23 protein-coding genes and 1 pseudogene are annotated in these 18,934 nt (G+C 60.7%); 12 read left to right on the top strand and 12 right to left on the bottom strand.

The window, feature by feature from the left end:
• Positions 1-108: 108 nt before the first annotated feature.
• Both J1G33_RS22595 and J1G33_RS22590 read left to right on the top strand, forming a co-directional pair.
• Positions 109-2,292 (top strand): PAS domain S-box protein, encoded by a 2,184-nt coding sequence (locus tag J1G33_RS22595; RefSeq protein ID WP_223018789.1) that lies wholly within the window; start codon positions 109-111, stop codon positions 2,290-2,292.
• Positions 2,289-2,651, top strand: a complete 363-nt coding sequence (locus J1G33_RS22590; protein ID WP_032876627.1) for a response regulator — start codon at positions 2,289-2,291, stop codon at positions 2,649-2,651. The genes J1G33_RS22595 and J1G33_RS22590 overlap by 4 nt, the downstream gene beginning before the upstream one ends.
• Here J1G33_RS22590 and J1G33_RS22585 read toward each other — a convergent pair.
• Positions 2,648-3,436 (bottom strand): helix-turn-helix transcriptional regulator, encoded by a 789-nt coding sequence (locus J1G33_RS22585; protein WP_078820987.1) that lies wholly within the window; start codon positions 3,434-3,436, stop codon positions 2,648-2,650. The genes J1G33_RS22590 and J1G33_RS22585 overlap by 4 nt on opposite strands.
• 146 nt (positions 3,437-3,582) lie before the next feature.
• On the opposite strand from J1G33_RS22585, the gene J1G33_RS22580 reads away from it, so the two are divergent.
• From J1G33_RS22580 to J1G33_RS22550, 7 genes and pseudogenes are all read left to right on the top strand, one after another.
• Positions 3,583-3,771 (top strand): DUF1656 domain-containing protein, encoded by a 189-nt coding sequence (locus J1G33_RS22580; RefSeq protein ID WP_032876622.1) that lies wholly within the window; start codon positions 3,583-3,585, stop codon positions 3,769-3,771.
• 12 nt (positions 3,772-3,783) lie between these two features.
• On the top strand, positions 3,784-4,692 hold the full coding sequence (locus J1G33_RS22575) for an HlyD family secretion protein (RefSeq protein ID WP_032876619.1): 909 nt from the start codon (positions 3,784-3,786) through the stop codon (positions 4,690-4,692).
• Positions 4,692-6,647: an FUSC family protein gene (locus tag J1G33_RS22570; protein ID WP_223018822.1), complete on the top strand. Its 1,956-nt coding sequence runs from the start codon at positions 4,692-4,694 to the stop codon at positions 6,645-6,647. Before J1G33_RS22575 ends, J1G33_RS22570 begins: the two co-directional genes overlap by 1 nt.
• Positions 6,648-6,708: 61 nt before the next feature.
• Complete coding sequence (gcvA, locus tag J1G33_RS22565) at positions 6,709-7,614, top strand: transcriptional regulator GcvA (RefSeq protein ID WP_032876613.1); 906 nt, start codon at positions 6,709-6,711, stop codon at positions 7,612-7,614.
• Between the two features lie 75 nt (positions 7,615-7,689).
• Positions 7,690-8,517: a DMT family transporter gene (locus tag J1G33_RS22560; RefSeq protein ID WP_032876610.1), complete on the top strand. Its 828-nt coding sequence runs from the start codon at positions 7,690-7,692 to the stop codon at positions 8,515-8,517.
• Positions 8,518-8,546: 29 nt separating this feature from the next.
• A pseudogene (locus tag J1G33_RS22555) lies at positions 8,547-8,755 on the top strand (SDR family NAD(P)-dependent oxidoreductase); the annotation flags it as partial.
• 244 nt (positions 8,756-8,999) lie between these two features.
• The gene (locus J1G33_RS22550) at positions 9,000-10,508 is read left to right on the top strand and encodes a sensor domain-containing diguanylate cyclase (protein ID WP_223018788.1); all 1,509 of its coding nucleotides are present in this window, start codon (positions 9,000-9,002) and stop codon (positions 10,506-10,508) included.
• Between the two features lie 15 nt (positions 10,509-10,523).
• Here the strand turns inward: J1G33_RS22550 and J1G33_RS22545 are convergent, their stop codons facing one another.
• From J1G33_RS22545 to J1G33_RS22535, 3 genes are all read right to left on the bottom strand, one after another.
• On the bottom strand, positions 10,524-10,673 hold the full coding sequence (locus J1G33_RS22545; protein ID WP_177464527.1) for a hypothetical protein: 150 nt from the start codon (positions 10,671-10,673) through the stop codon (positions 10,524-10,526).
• 177 nt (positions 10,674-10,850) lie between these two features.
• Positions 10,851-11,300 carry an N-acetyltransferase gene (locus J1G33_RS22540; protein WP_103735320.1) on the bottom strand — a complete coding sequence of 150 codons (450 nt, stop codon included), beginning with the start codon at positions 11,298-11,300 and terminating at the stop codon, positions 10,851-10,853.
• Positions 11,297-11,746, bottom strand: a complete 450-nt coding sequence (locus J1G33_RS22535; RefSeq protein ID WP_034119103.1) for a helix-turn-helix domain-containing protein — start codon at positions 11,744-11,746, stop codon at positions 11,297-11,299. Before J1G33_RS22535 ends, J1G33_RS22540 begins: the two co-directional genes overlap by 4 nt.
• Before the next feature lie 81 nt (positions 11,747-11,827).
• Here J1G33_RS22535 and J1G33_RS22530 point away from each other — a divergent pair, with 81 nt between their 5' ends.
• Positions 11,828-12,316 carry a DUF2938 domain-containing protein gene (locus J1G33_RS22530; RefSeq protein WP_223018787.1) on the top strand — a complete coding sequence of 163 codons (489 nt, stop codon included), beginning with the start codon at positions 11,828-11,830 and terminating at the stop codon, positions 12,314-12,316.
• A gap of 6 nt (positions 12,317-12,322) precedes the next feature.
• Here J1G33_RS22530 and J1G33_RS22525 read toward each other — a convergent pair whose 3' ends face one another.
• Entirely contained in the window at positions 12,323-12,775 is a 453-nt protein-coding gene (locus J1G33_RS22525) for a GNAT family N-acetyltransferase (RefSeq protein ID WP_122735666.1), read from the bottom strand.
• A 305-nt stretch (positions 12,776-13,080) separates the two neighbouring features.
• Between J1G33_RS22525 and J1G33_RS22520 the strand changes: the two genes are divergently transcribed.
• The gene (locus J1G33_RS22520) at positions 13,081-13,938 is read left to right on the top strand and encodes an SDR family oxidoreductase (RefSeq protein WP_103735319.1); all 858 of its coding nucleotides are present in this window, start codon (positions 13,081-13,083) and stop codon (positions 13,936-13,938) included.
• A 672-nt stretch (positions 13,939-14,610) separates the two neighbouring features.
• On the opposite strand, the gene J1G33_RS22515 is transcribed toward J1G33_RS22520, so the two are convergent.
• From J1G33_RS22515 to J1G33_RS22490, 6 genes are all read right to left on the bottom strand, one after another.
• The gene (locus J1G33_RS22515; protein WP_005787380.1) at positions 14,611-14,850 is read right to left on the bottom strand and encodes a hypothetical protein; all 240 of its coding nucleotides are present in this window, start codon (positions 14,848-14,850) and stop codon (positions 14,611-14,613) included.
• On the bottom strand, positions 14,847-15,104 hold the full coding sequence (locus tag J1G33_RS22510; RefSeq protein WP_005787382.1) for a DUF6555 family protein: 258 nt from the start codon (positions 15,102-15,104) through the stop codon (positions 14,847-14,849). The genes J1G33_RS22515 and J1G33_RS22510 overlap by 4 nt, the downstream gene beginning before the upstream one ends.
• 99 nt (positions 15,105-15,203) lie before the next feature.
• A complete protein-coding gene (locus J1G33_RS22505) occupies positions 15,204-15,485 on the bottom strand; it encodes a hypothetical protein (RefSeq protein ID WP_032876585.1) in 282 nt (93 codons plus the stop codon).
• Between the two features lie 98 nt (positions 15,486-15,583).
• The gene (locus J1G33_RS22500) at positions 15,584-16,348 is read right to left on the bottom strand and encodes an OBAP family protein (RefSeq protein WP_032876582.1); all 765 of its coding nucleotides are present in this window, start codon (positions 16,346-16,348) and stop codon (positions 15,584-15,586) included.
• Positions 16,349-16,579: 231 nt separating this feature from the next.
• A complete protein-coding gene (locus tag J1G33_RS22495) occupies positions 16,580-16,858 on the bottom strand; it encodes a hypothetical protein (protein ID WP_223018786.1) in 279 nt (92 codons plus the stop codon).
• A gap of 24 nt (positions 16,859-16,882) precedes the next feature.
• Entirely contained in the window at positions 16,883-17,137 is a 255-nt protein-coding gene (locus tag J1G33_RS22490; protein WP_005787385.1) for a hypothetical protein, read from the bottom strand.
• A 184-nt stretch (positions 17,138-17,321) separates the two neighbouring features.
• On the opposite strand from J1G33_RS22490, the gene J1G33_RS22485 reads away from it, so the two are divergent.
• Entirely contained in the window at positions 17,322-17,471 is a 150-nt protein-coding gene (locus J1G33_RS22485; RefSeq protein ID WP_005787387.1) for a hypothetical protein, read from the top strand.
• A gap of 118 nt (positions 17,472-17,589) precedes the next feature.
• On the opposite strand, the gene J1G33_RS22480 is transcribed toward J1G33_RS22485, so the two are convergent.
• The gene (locus J1G33_RS22480) at positions 17,590-18,930 is read right to left on the bottom strand and encodes a cytochrome c (protein ID WP_223018785.1); all 1,341 of its coding nucleotides are present in this window, start codon (positions 18,928-18,930) and stop codon (positions 17,590-17,592) included.
• Positions 18,931-18,934: the final 4 nt, after the last annotated feature.

Below are 18,934 nucleotides of genomic sequence, written 5' to 3'. Positions count from 1 at the left end.
TGAAATTTATCCAAGGTGGAATGCTTTCTCGGTACATACACTCAGGGAAGAGCGAAAGGCGGCAATAGCAGTCGCGTTTTTCAACACAGGTTGCATTGAGGATCAAGTATGTTGAATGTTGACCAGCCCCCCACAACCACACGCGAACCCAGTGAATACGAAAGCCTGGTCGCGATGGGGACTCATTTGCTCGATGTGATTCCGGGGGCAATTTACCTCTGTGACCGCGACGGGTGGCTCGTCAGGTTCAACAGCGAAGCGGTTAGTTTGTGGGGACGAACACCAGCCCTCGGTAAGCATGGCGACCGCTATTGCGGCTCATATCGACTTTATACGACGGACGGCGCGCCATTGGCGGTCGACGAATGTCCGATGGCGTCGACGCTCAACGCTGGCCTGTGTGCGCGTAACCAGGAAGTCTTGATCGAGCGCCCTGACGGATCTCGCTTCGTAGCGCTCATGAATGTCCGCACGCTTAGCGATCGCCATGGACGAATCCAGGGCGCGATCAATTGCTTTCAGGACGTCTCGGCGCACCACGCAATAGCCGAGGAGCTGCGACGCAAAAGTTCCGACCTCGAAGACTTTTTCGAAAACAGCGCCGTGGGCCTGCATATTGTCAGCGGCGAAGGCATTATCCTGCGCGCCAATAAAGCCGAGTTATCGCTGCTGGGCTATTGCGCCGAGGAATACATCGGCCGTCATATCACTGAATTTCATGTGGATGAACCGGTCATCGGCGACATCCTCCATAAACTCGGCAGCGGCGATTGCCTGAACAGCTACCCGGCGCGCCTGCGGGCCAAGGACGGCAGCATCAGGCACGTGGCGATTACCTCGAATGGGCGATTCGAAGACGGCAAGTTCTTCAACACACGTTGCTTCACGATTGACGTGACCCGCGTGCATGACGCCGAAACCGGGCGCCAGGAGAGCGATGACCGGCTGGCGGCGACCTACGAGGCGGCGACCATCGGCATTGCCGAGGCTGGCGAGGATGGTCGCCTGCTGCGGGTCAACGATGCCCTGTGCACCATGCTCGGGCGCCCTCGTGAGCAATTGCTGGCGATGACCTTCCTGGACTACACCCACCCAGACAGTGTCGAGCAGGACGCGGCGTTATACGCACGGCAGGTGGCGGGTGAACTGGACAACTACGTGTTGCGCAAACGCGCGTTCAAGCTCGATGGCCAGGCGCTTTATCTGGATGTTCATAGCTCGTCGGTCAGGGCGCCGGATGGCCGGTTCCGCTATGGTGTGCGGGTCATTCAGGACGTCACGCTGGCCCGAAAAATGGAAAACCGGGTGCGTGAAAGCGAGCGGCACATGCGCGATCTGCTCGAGGCGCTGCCGGCAGCGGTCTACACCACCGACGCCGAAGGGCGTATCACCTTTTATAATCGTGCGGCCGTCGAGTTGTCGGGGCGCACGCCGCAACTGGGCGACCTGTGGTGTGTCACCTGGAAACTGTTTAACACCGACGGCTCTTTTCTGCCTCACGACCAATGCCCGATGGCCGTGGCACTCAAGGAAAACCGCGCCATACGCGGCGTCGAGGCCGTCGCCGAGCGTCCGGATGGCACCCGCGTGTCTTTCACGCCGTATCCGACCCCGCTGCACGATGCCGATGGCAATCTGATCGGCGCGATCAACATGCTTGTGGATATCACCGAGCGAAAGCAGGCCGAAGACCGACAAAAGAACTTGATCGATGAACTCAATCATCGGGTCAAGAACACCCTGGCCACGGTCCAGTCCCTGGCGTCCCAGACCGCGCGTAACGCGCAGGATGCCAGGGACGGCTACACCCGGTTCGAAGCCCGATTGCTCGCCTTGTCGCGTGCCCATGACCTGCTGACGAAGCGGCATTGGGGCCTTACGCCGCTGGGAGTGCTGGCCCAGGAAGTGTTGGTGCCGGTGTTTGGCCATGATTCCGGTCGCGTGGTGATTGCCGGTGATGCCATCGAGGTCGACACCCGCGTCGCCCTGAACCTGACCATGACACTTAACGAACTGGCGATCAACGCCCTCAAATACGGAGCGATGTCCACCGACACCGGGACACTCTCGGTGAGCTGGAGCGTGCGACCCCAGCCCAGCGGCGCGCTGCTCACCGTGGACTGGCGCGAACAAGGCGGGCCTTCGGTATCCACGCCGGAGCGCGAAGGCTTGGGTTCGCGGTTGATGAAGCGCTGTATCGAGCGTGATCTAGGCGGTTCGTTCGAACTCGACTTCGCCCGTGAGGGCGTTCACTGCCGCTTCTCGTTTATGCTCGCTGAGAACCAGACATGACCACGTTCCCAGGCACCAGAGTGCTCCTGGTTGAAGACGAGGGCACCATCGCCATGTTGATCGAGGAAATGCTCGAAGAGCTGGAGTGCACCGTAGTCGCCTCCGTGGCCCAACTCGCCAAGGCGATACACGTGGCAGGGGTGGTGGATGTCAACTTGGCGATCCTCGACGTGAACCTGGCTGGAGAATACGTCTTCCCAGTGGCGCGGATTCTGCGCGCACGCCACATTCCGTTTTTGTTCAGTACGGGCTACGGCGGCAGTGGCCTGCCGGAAGAGTTCAGGGGCTGTCCGGTCTTGCATAAGCCATTTGCGGAAAAGGATCTGCGGTTGAAAATTGCGCTGACGCTGGAGTCTTAGGTAAGACCCACGGTGTTGCGCAGGTAACGGGCCGGTGAGGTGCCCAGGGTTTTACGAAACATCGTGATGAACGAGCTGACTGACTCATAGCCGAGCGCTTCAGCGGTTCTCTGCACTGATTGCCCTTCGGCCAGGCTTTGCAGGGCGACGATGATCTGCCATTGCTTGCGCCATTGTCCGAAGGTCAGGCCGGTTTCGGCTTTTACCAGGCGGGCCAGCGAGCGTTCGCTCATGGCCACGTGGCGTGCCCAGTTCGCCATGGTGGCGCGGTTGGCGGGATCTTGCGCCAGGGCCCGGGCGATGGTGCGCAGCGGGTTTGAGGCGGGTAGAGGCAGGTAGAGTTGTTCGGTGGGGGCCAGTTCAAGCGCTTCGAGCAGTACGTGGGCCAATCGAGCAGTGCGTGAATCGGCCGGGTAATCCTGAGCCTGGCCGCTCAGGTGCAGGATCAGCTCAAGGATCAATGGCGACAGCGCCAAGGTACAGCAGCGATCCGGCAGCGATGCAGCGCCGGGCTCCACGAACAGAAAACACACCTGCCCGTTGGCTGTCACGCGGTTGCTATGAGCGACGCCCCCCGGGATCCACACGCCGAACCCTGACGGCACCATCCACACGCCATCTTCCACCGTACACACAATGCCACCGCAACACGCCACCACCAGTTGCCCCTTGCGGTGCTTGTGTACGGCAGACTCGCTGTCGTTGCGCTGGGGTTCCAGCATCAGCGCTACGGCGGGCTGGGAAAGGGTGTCGTACTCAAACTGATCGACTTGGATCTGTGCCATGCAAGCTCATCCAGGGTTGTCCGGATTTGATTATATTTTGGCAGTGTACTCAATATCGGCAGTGGCAGTAATTCCCTAGCATCACCTACAAGCCTGCCTTCCTTGGGCGGGCGACTGCTAGAACCTTCCGAATCCCGGTGCTTGCCATGCTTAGCGAAATCTCGATTGCCAACCTCTACTTTCCGCCCTTGTTGATCTACCTCGGTGCGTCCCTCCTGGCCTACCGGCTGATCGAACGTCTGGCCGGTCGCTGGCTGGACCGAGCGTGGCACCCGGCGCTGGCGCGTTTTTTTGTCTCGCTCATCGTCGTGTCGACGATGGTCGTCCATTGCTGAGCGAGGCCGCGCATGTCTATCGTCAAACTGCTTAAAACTGCCGCCACCGTGGGGCTTGGCGTGCTGGCCCTGGTGTTTTGCCTGCAACTCTGGCGGGCATACGTGCTGGCGCCCTGGACGCGGGATGGGCGGGTGAGTGCACAGGTGATCCGCATTGCGCCCGAGGTGTCCGGCCAAATCGATCAGTTATGGGTCAGTGACAACCAATGGGTGGCAAAGGGTGCTTTGCTCTATCGGATTGATACGCGTGCTTATCGATTGACCCAGCAGCAGCGCGCAGCGCAATTCGCAGAAGCGCGGAGTGTGTTCGAGCAGCGCAGTGCGCAGTTCAAGCGGCGCGCGCAACTGGGCGGCGCCATCGCCCGGGAAGAGATCGACAACGCGGCGCGTGACTTGGCCGTGGCCCAAGCACGTTTGGACGCGGCACGCAGCCAGTTGGCCCAGGCCCAGCTCGACCTTGACCGCACGACTGTGCGTTCGCCAGTGGACGGCTACGTCACGCAACTGCGGTTGCAGCCCGGTGACTATGCGCAGGCGGGTGCTACCAACCTGTTCGTGGTCGACGCTCATAGTTTCTGGATCACGGGCTATTTTGAAGAGACCAAGCTGCCGGGTGTACTCATCGGCGCACCGGTGTCGATCAAGCTGATGGGCTTTGACCCGCTGCTGGAAGGCCACGTGGCAAGCCTGGGCAGAGGCATTGCCGACACCAATGAGTTGCGCAACGACAGCGGCTTGCCCCAGGTGAGCCCGACCTTCAGTTGGATTCGTCTGGCCCAGCGAGTGCCCGTGCGCATCGAGTTGGACAAGGTGCCGGATGGGGTGGAGTTGGCGGCGGGCATGACCGCCAGTGTCGAAGTGACGCAGCCGGGCGCCGCAGCGCGCTGGCGACTCACCCAATGGCTGCAGGCGTTCATGTGATGACTGGCCTGGCGACACGCTTTTTCGCGGCGATCCCTCGGCCCTGGACGTCCGCCACGCTTGCCTACGTGCTGCGCAGTATCCTGGCGGCAAGCCTGGCACTCTGGCTTGGTTTCCAACTGCATCTGGATTCGCCATTCTCGGGTGCGTCCACGGTGTTGTTGCTGGTGCAGCCCATCCAAGGGGCAGTGCGAGGCAAGGGTGTGTACCGGATGCTGGGCACCCTGGTCGGCATGGTCGCAGCCTTTGTGCTGATGGGGTTGTTCGCGCAACAGATGCTGTTGTTCATACTGGGCGTCGGTATATGGCTGGGCCTGTGCGTCGGTGCAATGACGGTTTTGCGTCATTACCAGGCCACCGCGGCAGTGGTGGCGGGCTATACGGTGTGTTTGGCGCTGGGCCCTGCCATCGTCGCCCCGGAACAGGGCTTCGACCACATCATCACTCGTGGCACGGCGGTAGCGCTCGGCGTGCTCAGCTTGAGCCTGGTAGCGACGCTGTTCAGCGCCAAGACCATGGCGCATAAAGTTCGAAGCTCGCTGATCGACGCCTGTGCGCGCAGCGCCCGGCTGCTCGCGGCAAGCCTTGTGGGTGAAGAGCCTGCGCAGCTGGCGACGCAACGGCACCAGCTCGCGATCGATATCAGCAAGGTGGACGACCAGCTTGGGCTCGGCCGTGGCGAATCGTCGCTGATCCGCTCGCGGCAGCTGGCGATTCAGGCCGGCCTGGCGCATCTGCAGTCGGCTGTGCTCGACGTGCACCCGGACGACCCCGACCCCGCAATCGACCCCGCGTTGCGCGCCCGCATAAGCACAGGCTTGCAGCAACTGAGTGAATGCCTGGCGCAGGCTCGCTGCGACTTTCGCGCCGCGGCCGCGACACTGGAGCAACTGCGTCGCTGGGTGGATGATTGCGCCCACTCAAGCCCACACCTGCGGTTGCGCAGCGAACGCTTGGACGACCAATTGGCGGACTTGGGCGAGGCCCTGTTGAACTTCGCCAGCCTCGACCAGGCTCGCCGCGCGCCAGTACGCGCCGTGGGGTATCACCGCCATTACGCGGATGCGGCGCGAAACGGCATCCGGGCACTGCTCGCCATACTGAGTGCGGGTGCGATCTGGTATTTCAGCGGCTGGGATCAAGGGCCCACATTACTGGCGGTGCTGGGGCCGTACTGCACCCTGGTGGCGACGGCTGCCGCGCCAGCCCAAGGTATCAACGGTTTTATCCGCGGCACGCTCTACGCGATTGTGGCGGCGGCGCTGTGCAAATTCCTGTTGATGCCACAGATCAACGGCTTCCCTCTGTTGTTGCTGGTCATGGCGGGCTTCTGGTCATTCGGCATCCATGCCACGAGCCAGCCGCGCCATGCCCTGCAAGGGGTTGCCTACCTGATCGGCTTCAACACCCTGGTGAGCACCGGTATGACCGCCACCTACGATTTCGTCGGTTTCGCCAACCAGGCGCTGGCCTGGATCGTGGCGATGATTGTGTGCCTCCTGGCGTTTCAGATCCTGCCCAAAGATCCAGCCAGGCAGGTACGCGCATTGACACGTGCGCTGCACCGGCACACACGCCTGCTGCTACGCCAGGCAAATACAATCGATCATGCTCAATGGCAAGCGGAGCAACAACACCGGTTAGTTACGTTGAAGAGTTTGCTTGGCGCTGATCACCCGCACGCTGACCCGGCGGGCTACTTGTCGCTGCAACTGAGCAAGCAATTGAATCGGCTACAGCGCAAAGCCAGCGGTGTTGATCCGGCATCTCCCGTGGCCCGATGCGTGCAAAGCGGTGCGCGGCGGGTTGCACGATATGCCCATCATCCCGCGATCGGCGCCGCACAGGCGCGGCGCACATCCCGGTCGTTGAGCAGGCTTGGTGCGCCTCATCTGGCGAGCGGATATCAGCACTTGGCGCGGCTGCTGGAGCAATACGCGAACCTGGTGCTTTAGGGCTAACATGAGTCAATGCTCATGCTCAGCGCTTACTGCTAACTCGCCGGACACCCTATCTATGAGAGATCTGCCGCCCACCGCGACCTTGCGCGCCTTCGAAGCCGCCACTCGCCACCCGACCTTTACCGCGGCCGCGCAGGAGTTGCATGTTACTCAGAGCGCGGTCAGCCACCAGCTCAAACACCTGGAAGCGCTTTGGGGCCTGGCGTTGTTCGAGCGTGGCCAGTCGTTACGCCTGACCCCGGCGGGGGCTACCCTGGCGCCCATCGTGCGCGAATTCTTCATGAGCCTGGAGGCGACCCTGGCCGACCTGCGCGAGCAAAAGGGCAGGGTACGGCTCAAGGTCAGCACCACTTATTCCTTTGCCTTGAAATGGCTGCTGCCACGCTTGCCGAACCTCGCTCGCCAGCACCCCGAGCTGCTGGTTGCGCTGGACACCACGGACGACGTCATCCACTTTTCCGACGCCCAAGCGGATGTCGCGGTCCGGCTGGGCAAGGGGAATTACCCGGGCCTGTATTCGGAGTTTTTGTTCGGCGAGCAGGTGTTTCCCGTGGCCAGCCCCGAACTGTTGCGGCGCCTTGGCACCCCGGGCAGCCCCGCCCATTTATTGGACTTCCCGCTGCTGGCCCGCGATGGCGCCGAGCTGGCACCGAAATGGGAGGTCTGGTTTCAAGCGGTGGGGCTGGCTTTTACGCCGCTCAGGGAAAGCGTCAGGTTTGGCGATACCAACATGACCGTCGAGGCGGCCCTGCTCGGCCATGGCATCGCGTTGGTGCGCAGCGGGCATGTGGAGCAGGAAATAAGTGACGGTCGCCTGGTGCGCCTGTTCGATGTGCCGTTCCCGTCACCGCTTGCCTACTATTTTGTGTGCCCCAAGGGCATCGAAACCCAGCCGCATATCTTCAGCTTTCGTCAATGGCTGATGAGCGAGGCGCTGAAAGTACAACGGGCGGATCAATGAGGTATGAGTATCTGTTCATGCTGTGATGAGCAGACTTCGCTGTAAGCCGGGGCCTTGGCTTGCCTAAGATGGCGCATGCCTACTCATATCATCTTCCTGGTGCTGTTCGCCGCCCTGCTTCATGCCAGCTGGAACGCGCTATTGCGTGGTGGTGCCGACCGGCTGTGGTCAATGACTGTCATGTGCATGGCCATTGCCTTCACCAGTCTCATCGCCGCTACGTTCATGGTGACGCCGGCGATTGAGAGCTGGGGCTATGGGGTGCTTTCGGCGTTGCTGCATGTTGGTTACAACCTGTTCCTGGTGCGCAGCTACCGGGTGGGCGACCTGGGGCAGATCTATCCGATTTCCCGGGGCTCGTCGCCGGCGCTGATCACCCTGGGGGCTGCGGTATTTGCCGGGGAACGCATTGCGCCCGTCGAGTTGCTGGGGATTGCACTGGTGTCAGGGGCGATTATTTCCCTGGCTTTCAGCGGGCGTCGGTTGTCGGTTCCCAGCCTGCCTTATGCGCTGGGAACGGGCTGTTTCATCGCGGCCTACAGCGTTGTCGACGGTATCGGCGCCAGGCTCTCCGGCGCGCCGCTGGCCTATACCGTATGGATGTGCGCGTTGTGGGGCGTGATGATGCCAGCGGTGTACATCGGCCTGCGCGATGCCCGCAGTTTATTAAGCCTGCGCCCCGGTACCTTGGCCGCGGTGGTCGGCGGGCTGGTGTCTTTGCTGGCCTATGCAATCGTGATCTACGCGATGAACGAAGCGCCGTTGGGCGCGGTATCGGCATTGCGCGAAACCAGCGTGTTGTTCGCGATGTTGATTGGCTACTTTTTTCTTGGCGAAACCCTTACCGCGCGCAGGGTCCTGGCGTGCGTGGTGATCGCCGGCGGCACCCTCATCATCGGCTGATACAGCCATCATCCAAGGAGGTATTTTCAATGGTTGACGTCTCGCAGGCACCGCTGATCCTGATCACCGGTGGCAGTCGCGGAGTGGGTGCCGCGACCGCCCGGCCATCGACCGCAGGTTCGGGCGCCTCGACGTACTGGTAAATAATGCCGGCGTGCTGGCGACCCAGTCGCGTCTGGAGGACCTGAGCCTGGAGCGCATGCAGCGCATCTTCGCGGTTAACGCCATCGGCCCGATGCCCGTGTGGTTAAAGGTGAGCACTGGTAGCACGGTGCCGGGCCCTGGAGGTTGCTTGCACTGGCCCTGAAGCCTCGGTTGTTTCACTTGAGGCGAGGCAGTTGGTGTAGGAAATTTCTGTGGGCGCTATTGCTGCAGTGCAAGCAGAGTGCTTGTATGCTTGCGCCCAGAAACCGGTGGCCTCTGTAAGTGCCGACGTTCGAATGATGGCTGGACTGGAAACCGGACTTCCTTAAGGTGCTGACGTGAAGCGCGATACCCGCCTTGTGATGCTTTTGCTGTTGGTGATTGGTTGCTCCCTGACCTCGTTGACGATCTGGAAAGTCCAGTCTTCGCGTGAGCGCGCGCTGGCGGAAGTGGATGTGCACGGTTTGAACCTGACCCAGGCACTCAATACCTATACCGAAGGTATCGTCCGGCAAAGCGCGCTGTTGTTGCTGGGCCTGGTCGAGCGCCTCGAAACCGAAGGCAGTGGCCCGGTGCAAATCGAGCGTATCCATGCGCTGATCAACCGCCAGCAGCCGCTGATGCCGCAGCTCAGTGGCATCACGGTGTATGACCGTCAGGGCGGCTGGTTGATGTCCTCCAACCGGCGGATTCCAGAGGGGGCCAATAGCAGCGATCGCGCCTATTTCATTCATCATCGTGACGATCCGAGCCCCGAGCCGTTCATTGGCCCACCGATTCAGAGCCGTGCCAATCAGGAATGGGTGGTTACCGTCAGCCGTCGTTTCAATGATGCGTCGGGCAATTTTGCCGGGGTGGTCGCGGTGACGCTGGGGGTGGAAAACTTTCTGCGCGTGTTCGGCAAGCTTGACGTTGGCCAGGAGGGTGCCATCGGCTTGTCCTACACCGACGGCACGTTGCTGGTGCGCTATCCCTTCCGTGAACAGGACATGGGGCGCAATTTTTCCAAGTCGCCTATCTATGCCAAGTATTTCGATCAGCCTTTTGGCACCACCGCGCATACCTCCAGCCTGGATGGTGTGGAGCGGTTGTATGCCTTTCGCAAAAGCGAAACGCTGCCGCTGATTACCACCGTCGCGCTGGGCAAGCATGAAGCCCTCGCGGCGTGGCGCATCGAGGCGGCACTGTCGGCAGTCGTGGTGGCGGGCTTGTTGGGGCTGACCGGGCTGATCGGCTGGTTCCTGATCCTGGATATTCGCCGGCGAACCGCGGCGGAAGAGGCGCTGCGCGTCGCCCAGCAACAGTTGCTCGATTCCAATCGTCAATTGGCGTTCCTGGCGATGAAGGACGCGTTGACCGGTTTGGCGAACCGCCGTTGTTTCGATGAAACACTGGCCCTGGAAGCACGCCGGGCGCAGCGTGAAGGTACGTCGCTGGCGTTGCTGATGATTGATATCGACCATTTCAAACGCTACAACGATGCCTTCGGTCACGTGGTCGGCGACACGTGCTTGCAGAGGGTCAGCAGGCTATTGGAACGATGCGCGCGACGACCGTCAGACCTGGTGGCGCGGTATGGCGGTGAGGAAATGGCGATCATCATGCCCGGCACCGACAGCCAAGGCGCGGCGGTGGTCGCGCAACGGATCCTTGAGTCGCTGCAGCACGAAAACATCACGCACCCAGGCAGCCCGTTCGGTTACGTCAGTGTGAGTATCGGTATTGCGACGGGCACTGGTTCGCGCCTGGAGCCGGCGCTCGGATTGATCGAGGCGGCTGATCAGGCGCTTTACTCGGCGAAGGCTGCGGGACGCAATGGATTTTCCCTGCAAGCCACGGGGCCTTGATTGTCTGCTCTAACCTCACATACCCAGCGTCGGAATCATCACTTCACCACACTCCATGAGTTGGCCTGCCGTCACTTCCAACTGCGCAGTGGGCTTGGCCGCATAGCCAGCAATGAAGCCGGCGCTTAGCAGTAAAAGGCACAGGCAGGCTTTTCTCAGAATCATGCGCGTAGTTCTCAAATTAGGTCGCAAGGGAGATGCACAGATTGTGTATTCAAGAAAAGGTTCCTGAACAAGGCGTCACACCGTTAGCTGATCGCCAATAGGCAAGCGCCGAACACGCATGCCGGTGGCCGCCGCAAGGGCATTTCAACTCCTCGCCGATGCGCCGGGTTGGAGTCATCAGGGCAGTGGGTCAAATAATCCATCAGGCGCCCAGCCCATCACTGTTTCAAGGTGACCTGTGTGTTCGTCCCGTTGCTCTCTGAATACGGTAAAACCGTGCTTCTTGTAGAAGTGAAGGCTGGGAACATTCTGCGAATACACGCTCAGTTGAAGTGAGGTTCTGGCTGCCTGCGCGTCCTTGAGCAATTGTGTACCGATACCACTGCCCTGATGCTCAGGCGCGACAAACAGCGCCGCCAGGGTGTCTTCATATACGCAACTGAAGCCCAGCACTTTCCCGTCGGCTTCAAACACACGGGTCACGGCGCTGGGCAGGTAGACCTCGCGCATGGCGCCCAGTTGGTCATGCCAGAAGGCGGGGTCGATAAAGTGGTGGGCCAGGATGGACGCGTGCAGCCAAATATCCAGGACGGGTTCCAGGTCGGCAGGTTGAAAGTGGCGAATCACAGTGCCTCAGTGTTTGAGTGAGCAGGCCGAACCCTGGCGAGACCGGCGCTGCCGCGCTTGAAGGTTCCTGCTGCTGCGATGGTGAGTAGGCGGCGAAAAGTCGGGCATTGTGCGTGGTTGGGGGCAGGGCAGGCGGCCGCATGGCGCAAGCCCCGGCTCATCGCCTGCAGGTGTTTGACCGTGGCATCAATCTCGTCGGCCTTGGCCAGCAGTACCGCTCTATCCACATTGGCCTGGCCATTGGGTGACAGCATGGCGTGTATCTCGTCCAGCGACAGGCCACCCGCCTGCCCGAGGGCGATGACCGCCAACTGCTCAACGACCGCTGCTGCGAAATGACGGCGAGCACCGGGCGGGCTGGTCGATGTAATCAACCCCTTCTTTTCATAAAAACGCAGCGTATGGGCAGGAATGCCCGTGCGTTTGACGACCTCGGTGATATCCATTGGCAGACCATTGACTTGAAGTTGACTTCAACTTCTATGATGCCTGCGCAGGTCGAATGGGTCCATGACTAAGAGGTAGGTATGACAGCGTTGGAAGGGGTTGCGCAGGTTGTGTTGTTGGGGGCAGGGGCTACCGTGGTGATGGATATGTGGATGCTGCTGATGAAGGTGCTTGGCGTTCCGACCCTGAATTTTGCGTTCGTAGGCCGTTGGGTCGGCCATGCGTGCCGGGGGCGATTTGCGCATTCAAGCATTGGGCAAGCGCTTCCCGTTCGAGGTGAAGTAGCCCTGGGTTGGATCGCGCATTACGTCACCGGAGTGGTGCTCGCGTGGGTGCTGGTGTGGATTGAAGGCGATGCCTGGTTGCTGGCGCCGACCTTTGTACCTGCACTGGCGTGGGGTGTTGTGACAGTGGCCGTTCCGCTGTTTGTGATACAGCCGGCCATGGGGGCCGGGTTTGCATCGTCCAGGACGCCGACGCCAGGCAAGAACCGACTGCGCAGCCTGATCAACCATGGCGTTTTTGGTGTGGGCCTTTACCTGGCGGCGTGGGTGATCGCCTGGGCCTGATGCAGATCAGCGCAGGAATTTGACGTACACGCACTCGGGGTCGTCTTCGTCGAGGTTCTCGATCTGCCCGCTGGGTATGAATCCGGCCTTTGTCATCAATGCCTGGGACGCGCGATTGGAGGCGTTGGTGGAGGCGAACAACTTCGGCGTCTTGCAGGCCGCCTCGGCCGCCGCCAGCAGGCGCAGGGCCACACCCTGGCGCTGGCAGGTCGGTGATACCACCACAAGGGCAATAAAGCCGTGATCGAAAAAGTCGTGGGTGAGCACCAGGTACCCGGCGCACGCGTGGTCGCTGACTGCCACCAGGCATTGCTGGTTAACCACGGCGTCGTGGATAAACACGCGGCGGTGGGCATGGGCAGCCGCGTAGGCGTCCAGTTCAACCAGGGCGTGTACGTCGTCGGGTTGGGCCTGGCGGATCAGCCACTCTGTGGCGGTGGGGGAGCGGTGTTCAGTCATGGGCGTTCTGGTTTTTTCTTCTACGTGGCGAGTGCCGGCTTCACGTTCATGTATGAGTCCCTAGCGCATAGGGATAGCACATTTTTATTACGCAACGGTAGGCGCGAGCTTGCTCGGGAAAAACTCTCAGGCGCCGTGTTCATTCAGAAAGTACGCGTCTGCGTTGACGATTTTCGCGAGCAAGCTCGCTTCTACAACCAAAAGGGAAATCTGTCGGCAACGGTTATCCGATTTTATAAAAATTGCTCTGAACTATCGCGCTCGGCACGCCCTCGCAACAGTATCCATACACAGGAGGGAATCCGATGAACCACTACCCAACACCACCCTTCAATCCCCAGCAGCAGCCCGTTCCGGGCGACCAGCGCAAGATGGACCCGATGCCGGATTGCGGTGAGCAAAGCTACAAAGGCTCGGGGCGCCTGGCCAACAAGATTGCGTTGATCACCGGCGCCGACAGCGGTATCGGGCGTGCGGTGGCGATTGCCTTTGCTCGCGAAGGCGCGGACGTCGCGGTGTCGTATCTGGACGAGCATGAGGACGCCAAGGAGACCGCTCGCTGGGTCGAAGCGGCAGGGCGCCAGTGCCTGTTGCTGCCCGGCGACCTGGGCGACGCGGCGCAGTGCACGGCGATCGTCAATGACACCGTCGAGAAATTCGGCCGTATCGATGTGCTGGTCAATAACGCTGCATTCCAGATGACCTATAAGTCTCTGGAGGACATTCCCGACGAGGATTGGGTGAAAACCTTCAACGTCAATATCACGGCGATGTTTCGCATCTGCAAGGCAGCGTTGCCGCATATGGCCCAAGGCAGTTCGATCATCAACACCTCGTCGGTCAATTCCGATATGCCCAACCCGACCCTGTTGCCCTATGCGGCCACCAAGGGTGCCATTGCCAACTTCACCGCCGGCCTGGCGCAGATGCTGGGCGAGCGTGGCATTCGGGTGAACAGCGTAGCGCCGGGGCCGATCTGGACGCCGTTGATCGTGTCGACCATGCCCGAGGAGTCGGTGAAGCATTTCGGTGGCAACACGCCACTGGGCCGCCCAGGCCAGCCGGTGGAAGTGGCGCCCATCTATGTGTTGCTGGCGTCGGATGAAGGCAGTTACATCTCTGGCGAGCGCTATGGCGTGACGGGGGGCAAGCCGATTCTTTGAACAGGCACATAACCCTGATTCAAGCAGCTCTAAAATGTGGGAGGGGGCTTGCCCCCGATAGCCATGGGTATCTACACAACTTCGTAGCAGCCACCAGTAACCACGATGCGAAGCGAGCCGCTCTTGATCTGCATTTGATCTTGATCTTAGGCGCCCCGTTAAACCACGCTGGCCGGAATTCGACAGGGATTTGGGGGGTAAACCGGCAGGGATGCCGGTTTAGCCGCCCCGCGCCATGGATGGCGCGTGGCGGCGGCCCCCCAAATCCATGGCGGATTACGGGCACACCAAGCCTAAGCGAGGTGCCGAGTGGTGGGGCAAGAGCGCTTTGGTTACTTTCGCGCTTTTCGAAAGTGACCCGCTGTAAAAGCGGAACCAATAGCAGCCGTGACTCAAATAACGGATATGTACTCGGTCAAAGTCCAGCATCCTGGTCGGCTCTTAGGCCGCCATCGGGGGCAAGCCCCCTCCCACAGGTCCGGCGTCACACCAAAGGTGTGTAGACACCCATGCCCCGATAGCGACAAACCAGTCCACGCTTTGTTGACTGACACGCCCCGGACGGGGCGTGTCTTTTTTGTAGGATCGAGCTTGCTCGCGAAAGACTCACAAGCGCCGCGTCCCTTCAGGTTTACGCATTATCGTTGACATTTTTCGCGAGCAAGCTCGCTCCTACGTTCTCATAGCCCGCCGTATACGCATCCACTCTCGATAAGCCGCAGTCCGCTGCGCATCCGCAAGCTTCTTCGCCTCCGTGAAGCGCGCCCAGGTCGTTGCATCGCCGCTGTAGTGTTCGATGATGTTATACGCCTGCGCATCCAGTCGATCCGCTTCGAAAAACATCTGGGTGTTCTGCGCAATCTCCTCATCCCACCTTTGACTGATTGTGTAATCCAGCACCTGACTGTTCATTGTGTGACACCCTCCGCCCACTGAATTTCTTCCGCCCCGCACCAGCGCACATCGGTAATGCCGTATTTTTCCGCCATCGGCTTGGACACGCGCTTGAGGTTGTTTTGACCGAACCTGGGGATGACCGCCACGCCGGCATCGCAACTGGCCCAGTGCCATGCTTCAGCATTGTTCATGCGTGCCGTACGCACGATAAAGGACCTCGGCTCGCCGTGAAGTTGATACTTGATGGTAAATAGCTCGTTGGTTTTCATGAGGCCTCCCTATGCTCATGAACTACAGATAATTGACGTCAAAAAAAATTCAAAGAACTTGTCGGGCAATTCGATGGGGGGCTGTCAGCGCTGCGGCAGTCAGTCATCCACGGTAAATTCTACCCACCCGGCTTTGTCAGCGGGCCGCTCTATCTGGGCGATTACACCGCCGACGGAGGTACCGTCTGGCAAGTTCACCATGACGAAATTGGGATGGCCGGGCCACTCCAGTGGAGTGTCAAAGACCAGGCGAATCAGGGTAGGTTTACCGCTACCTGTCAGATTTACGTCAACGTGTTCGTTGAGGCGTTCATCTGCTTGGGTTCCGAGGTGACGCGAAGCCGTGATGATGCTGGCGGAGCCTTGATAATCGTAAGACATGTTGCAATACCTCATGCAAAGGGCGGCGGATGCAGCCGTATTCTTGTGTGGCAAGCGCGGGTCAATGATTGTTCAATCCAGATGACCCGGCGGCGCCGTCAGTGCCGGTGGGGCGTTGCGGTAGGGTCGTCGATCTGGATGATCGTGCCGTGGCGCCAGGCATCCGCCCCGGGTGCAATGGCCGGTGGGGCTATATCGGCGCGAGAGCGCTTCTTCTCGGTGCTGTCGATACCCAGGCGTTGATCGCGCTCGGCGACCATCCTTGGATCAGCCTGGCCGTCAGCGGTAAACCCCATCATCAGTTGAGGCACACCCAATGGCAGGCGCTTGTGCAGGTCGGTATGCCAGGTGTGCCAGGTCTTGCCGTAGGTGTGCACCAGTTTTTCCATCAGCGCGTGCTCGGCCACCGCGGGAATGCCGGGCGCGACCAGTTGGCCGGACTTCACCTCATGCACATGGCTGTGCCACAAGGCTTTCTCCGGTGCCGGCAGGCTGTTGAACAACTGCTCGCTGATGATGTACTCCACGCCCATCAACTTGGCGTCCTTGCGGTTGCCGTCGTAAATCACGCACTGGATCACTTCCTCGTTAAGGATGGCGCAGTAGTGGTGCGCTTCCATCTGCACGTCGGGGTGGCCGTTGTAGAAGTGAAAGCCGTCCAGGTAGGCATTGAGCGCGTCGATGGGCGGACGTGACTGCAGCAGGGCGGCACCGGTATCGAGTGCTCGCGTGCCTGGCGATTTGGCATCACCCGGCGCCACCACGTTTGAGGCTGAGTCGTTGCCCGCGCACGCTGTCAACGAGGCGACGCAAATTGCCAGGCACAGCGATGGCAGTGCAGGTTGCAGGCGGTGAATGTTCATCGGGGATTCCCTCCATGGGCAGTTGTCGAGAACATCTAGAAAGCCTGCCGAGGAGGGTGTTCAACCGGATAGGGGGGCGCATGGTTTGCGACGATTTGTGGAACAAGCGTTCAGCGTACCGGGTCCTTTTTCACAAGCGTGCAGTTCGGCGCAAATGGCAGTCGCCACACCGGTTTACTGGTGCCTGACGGCAAGGACGGCATTCCGACCGGGACCATCTGTAGCGAGTCCCTAGCCCTGGAGTTTGATGGTCACCAGCAGTTCATTGGCGTTGTTCTTGCCGGCATCAACGACAACGCCGTGATAGGTGCGGCCTTCGGTTTTGATCTGAACCGTATGGGCCTTCAATAGTTGTTCCGGCCACGGTGAGAGAATTTGCAGCGACACGCCCGCACCCGCTTCCATGACCTTCGCCATGCACTCGCAAGACAGGGGGGTCACGCCGAGCAGTGTGTCTTGAAGGTAGTCGATTTTGACGCGTTGCAAGGGGGTAGCAGCACCAGCGTGCATGGCAAGCCTCGTTGATTTTTGCGTTTACTCCACGGAGGAGAGGCGGGACGATTGTCGCGAAACTACCATGTCTTCCAGGATTTCCCGAACGAGCCGATTGATCCCTGGCTCGCCGTGATACTGGGCACGGTTGATGTTGGCGATGGTGAACTGGTTGGCATCGGGCGCGAGCACCGTCACCGACAGGCTGTTATCCGGATTGATCGTGCAGGAGACACGGCAGTTGCACAGCCGCCTCGCAAGCGCGCGCTGGATTTGCGCTTTGGTCAACGTGTCCATGGGGTCACCGGATAGCAGGCCTTAACGGATCAAGGGTAGCTCAAATTGGTCGTGCGTAAAGGCTAGCGAGTTGATGGCAAGCCACTCGTCAGTCGCTGAGGCTGCGCGTTGAACATATGGGCGGTTGCGCCAGCCTGATACAGCATAGGCTGATGCATCACCCAAACATCGCTAGGGGAATCTCATGAAGAAGTTATATATGTGCCTGGGCTTGTGCAGTGTGTTCATGCTGCACGGTTGTTTTGACAGTTCCGATAACACCACCAAAGACAACACCAGCGGCAGCAAGTCTTCGGTGCAGATGCAGGAAGGCAAGGCGGACGAAAGCAAATAGAGGTCCCCGAGCCAAATGTGAGAGGGGGCCTGCTGCCGATATAGGTGTGTCAGTCTATGCAACTGTGACTGAACCACCGCAATCGGGAGCAAGCCCCCTCCCACGGTTCATACATCACTCAGCGCATATGCAGGATGATCGGGCTGCTGCTCGCAGGGTCAGTATGCCCGCGCAACTTGCTCACCGCCTTCGCCTCGACCGCGCCACCGTTGTTGCCCCAGGTTCCGCGCACGTAGCTCAGCACATCAGCGATTTCCTGATCGGACAGCTGCTCACGAAACGCCGGCATCCGGTAGGCGTCCGGCATCCCGGCCGCCACCACGCGCTGCGAGCCGTTGAGGGTGATGTTGATCGCCGAGGCGCTTTCCTTGGCCAGTGCCGACGTGGCGCCGGCCAGGGGCGGCATCCATTCGGGCTGGCCTTTGCCGTCGAGGCCGTGGCAGGAGGCGCAGCGGGTCGCGTAAGTGTGGGCGCCGGGCACATCCTGGTTTGCTGTCACCGCCTGATACTGCCAGGGGCTGCCATCACGCTGCGGGTCACCGGGCAGTGATTTGAGATAGCGGGCGATAGCGGCCAGGTCCTCGTCCTGCATGAACTGCGTGGAGTTGTTGAAGGCTTCGGTCATCGAGCCGTAGACCACGGCATGGGCATTGCGCCCCGTCTTGAGGAACTGCACGATCTGCGCTTCGCTCCAGCGGCCCAGCCCGGTGTTGGGGTCCTGGCGCAGGCTGGGTGCGTACCAGCCGTCAAGCAGCGCTCCAGCGAGGAACGGCGCGCCGGATTCGTCCAGGGCTTTCTCGTTGAAGGCCAGGCCACGCGGTGTGTGGCAACTGCCGCAGTGGCCTGGGCCCTGGACAATGTAGGCGCCACGGTTCCATAGCGCGTCCTGGTCGGGCTTGGCGGCGTAAGTGGCGGTGGGCGCAAACACGCCATTCCACAGGGCGATGGGCCAGCGCAGGTTGAGCGGCCAGGGAATATCGCTGGGGATGTTCGGCTGGTTGGCCGGTTGCACGCCCTTCATGAAAAACGCATACAGCGCCTTCACATCGTCGTCGCTGAGCTTGACGTAAGACGGGTAGGGCATGGCCGGGTACAGCCGACGGCCGCCCGGTGCAACACCCTGGCGTACGGCGCGATCAAAGTCGGCCAGGCTGTAGGTGCCGATGCCATGCTCGCGGTCGGGGGTGATGTTGGTGGCGTGGATCGCCCCCAGGGGCGTGGCCATTTCCAGGCCACCGGCGAAGGGCTGCTTGCCGGCCAGGCTGTGACAAGCCACACAGTCACTCACCCGCGCGACGTATTCGCCGCGACTGACCAATGCAGGGTCGAAACTGGTGGCCTGTTGCTGTTCAAACGGCGAGGCGGGCTCGCGGGTGACGTACCAGGCCAGCAGGCCTGCGGCGACCAGGCAGGGCAGCGCCAGCCAGCCTGCGGTTCTTGCGAATCGGCGGTTGTTCATGGGC

Origin of the sequence: Pseudomonas sp. P867 (assembly GCF_019891455.1) — a bacterium.
Classification (GTDB): domain Bacteria; phylum Pseudomonadota; class Gammaproteobacteria; order Pseudomonadales; family Pseudomonadaceae; genus Aquipseudomonas; species Aquipseudomonas synxantha_A.
This window is presented reverse-complemented; position numbering and strand designations above follow the sequence as displayed.

Coding starts and splice junctions, on each gene's coding strand:
- J1G33_RS22595 (WP_223018789.1), top strand. CDS start 109: ATGTTGAATGTTGACCAGCCCCCCACAACCACACGCGAACCCAGTGAA.
- J1G33_RS22590 (WP_032876627.1), top strand. CDS start 2,289: ATGACCACGTTCCCAGGCACCAGAGTGCTCCTGGTTGAAGACGAGGGC.
- J1G33_RS22585 (WP_078820987.1), bottom strand. CDS start 3,436: ATGGCACAGATCCAAGTCGATCAGTTTGAGTACGACACCCTTTCCCAG.
- J1G33_RS22580 (WP_032876622.1), top strand. CDS start 3,583: ATGCTTAGCGAAATCTCGATTGCCAACCTCTACTTTCCGCCCTTGTTG.
- J1G33_RS22575 (WP_032876619.1), top strand. CDS start 3,784: ATGTCTATCGTCAAACTGCTTAAAACTGCCGCCACCGTGGGGCTTGGC.
- J1G33_RS22570 (WP_223018822.1), top strand. CDS start 4,692: ATGACTGGCCTGGCGACACGCTTTTTCGCGGCGATCCCTCGGCCCTGG.
- gcvA (WP_032876613.1), top strand. CDS start 6,709: ATGAGAGATCTGCCGCCCACCGCGACCTTGCGCGCCTTCGAAGCCGCC.
- J1G33_RS22560 (WP_032876610.1), top strand. CDS start 7,690: ATGCCTACTCATATCATCTTCCTGGTGCTGTTCGCCGCCCTGCTTCAT.
- J1G33_RS22545 (WP_177464527.1), bottom strand. CDS start 10,673: ATGATTCTGAGAAAAGCCTGCCTGTGCCTTTTACTGCTAAGCGCCGGC.
- J1G33_RS22535 (WP_034119103.1), bottom strand. CDS start 11,746: ATGGATATCACCGAGGTCGTCAAACGCACGGGCATTCCTGCCCATACG.
- J1G33_RS22530 (WP_223018787.1), top strand. CDS start 11,828: ATGACAGCGTTGGAAGGGGTTGCGCAGGTTGTGTTGTTGGGGGCAGGG.
- J1G33_RS22525 (WP_122735666.1), bottom strand. CDS start 12,775: ATGACTGAACACCGCTCCCCCACCGCCACAGAGTGGCTGATCCGCCAG.
- J1G33_RS22520 (WP_103735319.1), top strand. CDS start 13,081: ATGAACCACTACCCAACACCACCCTTCAATCCCCAGCAGCAGCCCGTT.
- J1G33_RS22515 (WP_005787380.1), bottom strand. CDS start 14,850: ATGAACAGTCAGGTGCTGGATTACACAATCAGTCAAAGGTGGGATGAG.
- J1G33_RS22510 (WP_005787382.1), bottom strand. CDS start 15,104: ATGAAAACCAACGAGCTATTTACCATCAAGTATCAACTTCACGGCGAG.
- J1G33_RS22505 (WP_032876585.1), bottom strand. CDS start 15,485: ATGTCTTACGATTATCAAGGCTCCGCCAGCATCATCACGGCTTCGCGT.
- J1G33_RS22500 (WP_032876582.1), bottom strand. CDS start 16,348: ATGAACATTCACCGCCTGCAACCTGCACTGCCATCGCTGTGCCTGGCA.
- J1G33_RS22495 (WP_223018786.1), bottom strand. CDS start 16,858: ATGCACGCTGGTGCTGCTACCCCCTTGCAACGCGTCAAAATCGACTAC.
- J1G33_RS22490 (WP_005787385.1), bottom strand. CDS start 17,137: ATGGACACGTTGACCAAAGCGCAAATCCAGCGCGCGCTTGCGAGGCGG.
- J1G33_RS22485 (WP_005787387.1), top strand. CDS start 17,322: ATGAAGAAGTTATATATGTGCCTGGGCTTGTGCAGTGTGTTCATGCTG.
- J1G33_RS22480 (WP_223018785.1), bottom strand. CDS start 18,930: ATGAACAACCGCCGATTCGCAAGAACCGCAGGCTGGCTGGCGCTGCCC.